The organism is Calothrix sp. CBUCES-K 9914 (genome assembly GCF_059640475.1).
In genome coordinates this window covers 1-7,182 of record NZ_JBXXZH010000361.1, presented here as the reverse complement: position 1 = coordinate 7,182, position 7,182 = coordinate 1, and the positions used below count along the sequence as shown (strand labels likewise).

At 37.6% G+C, this 7,182-nt stretch carries 7 protein-coding genes; 6 read left to right on the top strand and 1 reads right to left on the bottom strand.

Features of this window, described 5'->3' with window-relative positions:
- Positions 1 to 568: polysaccharide deacetylase family protein (locus tag AC2JBO_RS41250; protein ID WP_496959416.1), on the top strand; the 568-nt coding region annotated here is incomplete at its 5' end.
- Positions 569 to 952: 384 nt separating this feature from the next.
- Positions 953 to 2,326: a helix-turn-helix domain-containing protein gene (locus AC2JBO_RS41245; RefSeq protein WP_496959415.1), complete on the top strand. Its 1,374-nt coding sequence runs from the start codon at positions 953 to 955 to the stop codon at positions 2,324 to 2,326.
- A 297-nt stretch (positions 2,327 to 2,623) separates the two neighbouring features.
- Here AC2JBO_RS41245 and AC2JBO_RS41240 read toward each other — a convergent pair whose 3' ends face one another.
- On the bottom strand, positions 2,624 to 4,234 hold the full coding sequence (locus AC2JBO_RS41240) for a glycosyltransferase family 39 protein (RefSeq protein WP_496959414.1): 1,611 nt from the start codon (positions 4,232 to 4,234) through the stop codon (positions 2,624 to 2,626).
- A 114-nt stretch (positions 4,235 to 4,348) separates the two neighbouring features.
- Between AC2JBO_RS41240 and AC2JBO_RS41235 the strand changes: the two genes are divergently transcribed.
- From AC2JBO_RS41235 to AC2JBO_RS41220, 4 genes are all read left to right on the top strand, one after another.
- The gene (locus tag AC2JBO_RS41235; RefSeq protein ID WP_496959413.1) at positions 4,349 to 4,705 is read left to right on the top strand and encodes a Uma2 family endonuclease; all 357 of its coding nucleotides are present in this window, start codon (positions 4,349 to 4,351) and stop codon (positions 4,703 to 4,705) included.
- A complete protein-coding gene (locus AC2JBO_RS41230) occupies positions 4,702 to 4,932 on the top strand; it encodes a Uma2 family endonuclease (RefSeq protein WP_496959412.1) in 231 nt (76 codons plus the stop codon). Before AC2JBO_RS41235 ends, AC2JBO_RS41230 begins: the two co-directional genes overlap by 4 nt.
- Positions 4,933 to 4,991: 59 nt before the next feature.
- Positions 4,992 to 6,446 (top strand): protein kinase domain-containing protein, encoded by a 1,455-nt coding sequence (locus AC2JBO_RS41225; protein ID WP_496959411.1) that lies wholly within the window; start codon positions 4,992 to 4,994, stop codon positions 6,444 to 6,446.
- A 31-nt stretch (positions 6,447 to 6,477) separates the two neighbouring features.
- Positions 6,478 to 7,182: substrate-binding domain-containing protein (locus AC2JBO_RS41220; protein WP_496959410.1), on the top strand; the 705-nt coding region annotated here is incomplete at its 3' end.

The following is a 7,182-nucleotide window of genomic DNA, read 5'->3' as shown; positions in this document are numbered from 1 at the left end:
CGTTAATAAACTAATAGCGCACTTGCGGACAGGAAGTCCACTACCAAAAAAACCTATCTTACTGACTTTTGATGATGGTTATAGTGGACAGTATGAATACGCTTACCCTTTATTAAAAAAATACGGTTATCCGGCTGTTTTTGCTGTTCATACAAGCGCTGTAGGAGTGAATGCTAGTCGTGGTCACATTACTTGGCAACAACTAAAAAAGATGTCAAATGACCCACTGATTACAATATCTTCCCATAGTCGAACTCATCCTGCTCTCACGAAAATATCAGACAAACAGCTTCTAGTTGAAGTTGCAGAGTCAAAACGGATACTTGAGTCAAAATTAGGTAGGCAGATTATTTATTTTACTTACCCCTATGGTAATTATGATTCTAGGGTTAAGCAAATCGTTAACAAAGCTGGATATTTAGCAGCAATTGCCTATGGAACTCCATCTGAAATGTTTGCTGCACAGTCAGAGGACTTGTTCGCTATCAGTCGTTTTGAAAAGTCTCGTTTGGAAAATGTAATTCCTCAAGCTTTAGGCAACCCCACTCTCCCAGGTTGTAATTCTTGAATTTCTTGATTAATTACGTAACACTGAAACATTTTTTACAATGGAAAGCTTATCTGAAAGTGTATTTTGCCGAAAAAAATGAGATAATTACTTATTTTGACGTTTAATTAGGTATTTAAAATCACAATAATTCGCAATTACTTCGGTAGAGACGTGATTAATCCCTACGGGAAAACCTCCGGTTTACACGTCTCTACAGCGTTTGAATTCATCTAGTTAATTTACTAAAATAATCCTTTAGACATATGAAAAAACAAAAAGTACAGTCACATAATAGTTAATACAAATCTTATAAAGTTGCTTTATATCGTTTTGATTCCCCTACATCCTTAATAAGAGGGAAACAAAAATGTATAGATATATTAATATAATTAAATTTATACGATGAAATTATTAAAAATACTACGTTCTAAATGGCATTCACTTAAAAAGCGATTAAAAATTAACGCTAATTATAATTCGAGTACAACAAATAACTCGGTGCCTGCAAAACACCAACAATATAAAAAAGCCTCTTTATTTCCTGATGGTAAAGCCAACAGGGCTGCATTGTCCGTAGTAATGCGAGGTGTAGCTGAAGTCTTATCGCAAAAAATGAATCTACCTTGGAAAGCTGAAGCAAGCAACAATACTTTGAGTTACGAAAAAGTTCATAGTGATAAAGCAAAAATCTGTTATTACATAACCGATAACCCAGAAACTCCGCAACCAGATACTTTAGTTGAAGAAACTGCTCTTAATGTCATCGACCAATTTGACCCTAGAGCTTGCGCTATTCATCTAATTTACTGTGCTATTGCCGCAAATCTTGAAAAACCTTGGGAGCAGAATTTTGTTATTGACGACAAACAACTGCTTGACTATACAGGACTTGTTAGGCGCCGCGACTTATGCAAACACGAACAATTAAGTATTTTATACGAACTTTTACGTCAGCCAGCCCAGATATTAGCCCGTGTTGTTTGGCCTAAGCAAGGAAAAGTCGGAGCTTTTACTGTTGCTGATTTAAAAATTTGGGATATCACCGTACTACGAGATTATCAAACTGATAAAGCTGGTAATACCAAATTAGTTGGTCTAAAAGTCATAGGCAAAGCCGGCGCCTGGGCTAAATATTTTCTCAATAAATCCGAATATCATTACAGCACAGGTGTAATTACCAAAAAAACTGTTCAAAAACTATTCAGCATCGGTAAACAAAATGTCGGTGCCGCAAGAATGCTCGTTTGGCTTACCTTCCAAGTCCAACCTGGTAAACAAGACAGCATAACTAGCAAAACCCTTATAGAAATTGCTTACGGCGCCGATAAAATATCAATGGTCGAAAAAGACAGACAGCTTCGACGCTCCTTAGCAGATGACTTTGAAACTGATTTAAAGGTAGTCAAAGATGCAGGTTGGCATGTGGAACTTAACCAAGGTACAGTTTGGCTAAAAAGTGAAAACCCTACTAAAAGACCTATTGGTTACTGGAATAACCTATTAAACACGACATTACATATTCACTTACCAATAGAAGCACAGGAGTATTTAGCTTTACCAGAAAACCAATATATAGTAAACAATATTGAAGAAACTCTTAAACCTCCAACAGCTAGTGTCATTCGAGAAGCAAGAAAAGCCAAAGGTTGGTCTAGAGCAGCTTTTGCTCAAAGAATGGGAAAAAGTATTTCCTGGGTTGATGCTATAGAAACGGGTCATCGTCAAGTTTCCCAAAAAGACTTACCCAAAATAGTTGATGAACTTGAACTGGAATAACTTGGCAACGAATTGATCCCCCCTTAATAAGGGCTACGGTATACACACATCTTTAAATAAACCGCCTTTTTCCCTATGCAGTGCCCTTTGTGTCTTCGTGGTTTATCTCTTTATGGAACCACAAAGGCACATAAACCGAAGGTTTTCCCGTTAACGAAGTTTTCCCGAAGGGTAGGGTAGAACACAAAGAAAGATAAGAAAAAGAGATTTGTCTGTACACGGTAGCGCGTAGAAAGGGGGGACAAGAAAGTAAACAATAATATTAGTTCTATATGTAAACAATTCCTAGCCTGCTTATTAAGGGGGGTTGGGGGGATCAAAATTACTTCTTAATTTATACAGCGAATAAAATCTATCCGAGTAAACACGATTCATTCTTGACCTGTATACCCTCTCTATATCACGTCCCAACTGACTTGAAGGATTTAACACATAAACACTTGAAGAAAAATTTGTTACCCTTGGCGCCGACTTTTCTCTAACCAATAACAATCTTACTTCAGGATTCAACAAATAACTCAAAGAAAAAACGTTTCCATAATTAATTCCAGCATCATCGCTGATCAAAACCGCGCGCTCTTCAGTATTAACAATTCTAGCAACTTCAGGATTGCCGGAACTTACAACTTTATTCCACCAAGTCTCAGCTTGAGAATTAACGGCAATCGAAATTAGCCCAAGCGAAAGTATTATTACCATCACTCTACACCAAATTTGGCGCCGTGAAAGATTACCGTCATTAACTTGATAACTTAAAAAGTAAGCAACTGCAATAATTATCCCTAAGTATGACGGTATTAAATATCGCTCTGATACCGACCGCATTCCACCCAAAATTAAATCAGGTATCACTAAAGGTAGCGCGGGAATAAAAATTAAAGCTATAATAAATAACCACACTTTTATATTTGTTCTTACATATAAAAAGTAAACTGCATAACTAACAAAACCTAAAGTAAACAGCGCAGCGAAGAATTGGAAAACATTATCTAAATTCCAATTAAAGTCAAAAAAAATGCGCGTAATTTGCAATAACCAAGATTGAACTAAATTTGCTATAGGTATTGGCGCCTGTGTCCATTCAGTGGTAATGTTAAATCTATATAAGTTCGTAGCAACAATAATCAACCAAGGACTAGCAAATAAAAAACTAACCAACATCGCTGTAAAAAAAGCTTCTAATGTCCTTGTCCATTTAAATTTAGCTATTGTAATTACATAAACAGCATGAGCAATTGCAACAAATCCACTCAGTAAAAACGTGTACATGCTCAATGCAAGACTCAGTGCGTATATTCCCCAAGTAAAAACAGGATATTTTACATCTTGCGAATCCTCAAGTTGTATCGCGCGTAATAAACAAGCACTCGATAATAAAATAGTTACAGCCCAAAGAATATACTCCCGCGCTTCAGTAGAATAAACATACAAAACTGGAGAACATAACGTTAATGCTACAGCAACGACTGGTGCCCCTAACGGTACTCTAAACAATAAGTAGCATAACCAATACATAGAAGGAATCAACAGTAAACTAATAACAGCAGATAAACATCTAATAACTGTTACTGAGTTACCAAAGATAGCTACCCAAAATCGCGCCAATATATAATAAAGCGGTGGATGCTGAGGGTCTTCAATCGCTAAAGAGTTAATTGTATCGATTAAACCTTTATCATCATTAACATCTTGAAATTTAGCCAGACTTTCGCTTTTTATTACACGACCATTAAACACTGCCTGCCTGACTTCACTTGCTGTATATCCTGATACCCGCAGCATTGTAAAAGTTTCATCATGCCAAAACACTTTACCGTCTAGGTTAACGAAGCGAAAACACACTCCTAGCAGTAAAACCACAACAATAAAATACCGTAACCAATTAGGAGCAATTCGGAGATGCCTCATAAACCTTATAGCAATCGCACTTCACCATTATTAACCACAATCTGAATCTAGCAAAGTTCATATACACCTATTTGCTTGCTAAAATAAATTAGTCTATCCCTTGCATGTAGCCATATGACTCGTGAAATAATATTGCCATTTTGGTGCAGCGATGCTGATTTGATGGAGATGAGCGCAGAAAATCCGGAAATGCGCTTTGAACGTAACGCTGATGGAACTTTAGAAACTATGTCTCCTACAGGTGGATTTTCTGGCAACAGAGAATTAAAAGCTGGTGCATCCTTATTAAATTGGGTAGAAAGTCAAGGACTAGGTGAGGTATTTGGATCTAGTACTGGTTTTAGACTAAAAAACAAAGCAATCCGGAGTCCTGATGCTGCGTTCGTCGCTACAGAACGTTTACCTCAAGATTGGGAAACTAGGCAAGACCAATTTCTTGATTTGGTGCCAGATTTGTCGAAGCGACAATGAATATCATTGAAATCCGTTCCAGCACTGACAGTTTGGAAAAACTCAAGAGAAAAATGCAAGAATATATAGAGAACGGTGTACGCTTGGGATGGTTAATTGACCGCCAAAATCAGCAAGCTTTAGTTTACCGTAGCGATGGAACAGTTACACAATATCCCGCTGGCGCCACATTAAACGGTGAAGATGTTGTACCCGGATTTACGTTGTCGTTAAGCAAAGCACTTTAACTAATTAATGCGTTCTTAATCTGGATTGAATAGATTGGAGGCAGCTATCTCTTATATCTATGACCCTCTGTATCAACCCAGATTGCCAACAACCAAATAACTCCGATACAGTCAAGGTTTGTTATTGCGGTAGTAAGCTTTTATTACTTGAAAGGTACAAACCTATAAGTGTCTTAGGTAAAGGAGGTTTTGGGAAAACATTTTTGGCTATTGACGAACACAAACCTTCTAAACCTCGTTGTGCGGTTAAGCAGTTAAGTTTTGTTGGTCAAGGGCAACTTGTTAGTAAAGCAGTAGAGTTGTTTGAACAGGAAGCAGTTGTCCTAGAGTCTTTAGGCAACCACCCGCAAATTCCAACGCTTTTAGCATATTTTACCCATGAGGAGCGTCTATATATTGTTCAGGAATTGATTGAGGGTGTAACTTTAGAGCAAGAATTACTTCAAGGCGCCTATAGTGAAGTTAAAATTCGGCAGTTGTTACAAGGTATATTGCCTGTCCTGAAATTTGTCCACGAGCATAACGTTTTACACCGTGACATTAAGCCACCTAATATTATCATCCGTAACCAGGATTCAGGGGGATTACCCGTTTTAATTGACTTTGGTGTTGCCAAGGTTTTACAATCATCAAGCTTCATCAAGCAAGCAACTGCACTTGGCACTTTATATTATGCGGCGCCTGAGCAGTTCAGGGGGGCTGTTTTTCACAGTAGTGATTTATATAGTTTGGGTGTCACCTGTATTAGTTTAATAACAGGTGTGTTCTCTGTTCAAAAAATGTACGATAGCGCCAGTCTCAGTTGGCGTTGGCGTGATTTTCTACCTGCTGGTAGTATTATCAGCGATGGCTTGGCGCGAATTTTAGATAAGTTACTGCAATTTCAACCGATACAGCGTTATCAGTCTGCACAAGATGTTCTGCAAGCGCTTTCATTACTACCAGAGGCGCCTAATACCAATCTACCACCAACACAAATCAACTATCCAATTCCTGTAACGCAACCTCCAAGCAATTTTACTCCAAGTGCAGCGAACTTCAGTACTGACCGCACTTCCAAAATAGAAGTGTACTATATTAAGCTTGAGCTTTTACTCAAGTCTAAAAAATGGAAAGAAGCAGACTTAGAGACTTGGAAGTTACTATGCATGGCAGTTGATAAACCTCCAACAGAAAAATTAACAAGTAATGAAATTAACTTAGTACCATGCGAGATATTACATAAAATAGATCAACTTTGGATAGACGCAAGCAATAGTAAATATGGTTTTAGCATTCAGAACCAAATATTAGACAGTGCTGCAAAAGACTACGTACTCTTTTGTCAACGTGTAGAATGGGCTTGTTACAGTTCAACATCGTTCTATCAAAGTTTAAAATATACAGACCTTGCTCCACCCGGACACTTACCTTCGCGAATTTGTGCTGAAAGTGACAAATATTGGCGTTACCTGAGTGTAATTGCTTCAAAATTGGCACAGTACAAGTTACCGCTTTTTAAGAATTTTTACTAATAAATTTTACTTAAAACAAAAAAATATGAATATGAATAAATCATCACTCAGGGATACACAAGAAGCATTAGAAACCGCTAAATATTCCTATCAAGACACACTTCGTACATTAAACCAGCTTGAACAAGAAGCACATGCTGCTCAAGCATCAGGAGACGAGACGAAAGCACGACAACTAATGGCACAAGCAATTGAAGTTGAGGAACAACTATCACAACTCGATGCTGATATAAAGTATTTGGAAGGTATTCTTAACAATAAGTCAAAGACAAAAAAATTAAATATTCCCCTATTGTTGATACAACTTGGCTTAACATTAATAATTGGTGGAGTATGTTGGTACATTATTACACATATACCACCGCGAGTATCATCGCCCGTTGCAAGTTGCTTACCATCTGGTACAAAATTACGAATCAACGGTTCTACGAGTATGGTACGAATCAATAAAATGCTCAAACAACTAATAGAGTCAAAGTGTCCTGGTTCAGTAATCGAAACTGCATCCAATGGTTCGGATGTTGGAATTCAACAAGTTACGACAGGTCAAGTTGATATTGCTGCTGTCTCACGACCATTAAGCGCACAAGAGCAAGCTCAAGGACTAATTGCCAATTTTGTAAAGCGTGATGCAATAGCAGTTGTGGTTGGTAAACAAAATCCATTTACACAAGGATTAACAACTAAGCAAATAGCGGACATCTTTAAAGGTAATATTACAGATTGGTCGGCAGTT

Excerpts from the sequence above, each read along its gene's own strand:
- AC2JBO_RS41240 (WP_496959414.1), bottom strand. The coding sequence starts at position 4,234 with ATGAGGCATCTCCGAATTGCTCCTAATTGGTTACGGTATTTTATTGTT.
- AC2JBO_RS41230 (WP_496959412.1), top strand. The coding sequence starts at position 4,702 with ATGAATATCATTGAAATCCGTTCCAGCACTGACAGTTTGGAAAAACTC.
- AC2JBO_RS41245 (WP_496959415.1), top strand. The coding sequence starts at position 953 with ATGAAATTATTAAAAATACTACGTTCTAAATGGCATTCACTTAAAAAG.
- AC2JBO_RS41225 (WP_496959411.1), top strand. The coding sequence starts at position 4,992 with ATGACCCTCTGTATCAACCCAGATTGCCAACAACCAAATAACTCCGAT.
- AC2JBO_RS41235 (WP_496959413.1), top strand. The coding sequence starts at position 4,349 with ATGACTCGTGAAATAATATTGCCATTTTGGTGCAGCGATGCTGATTTG.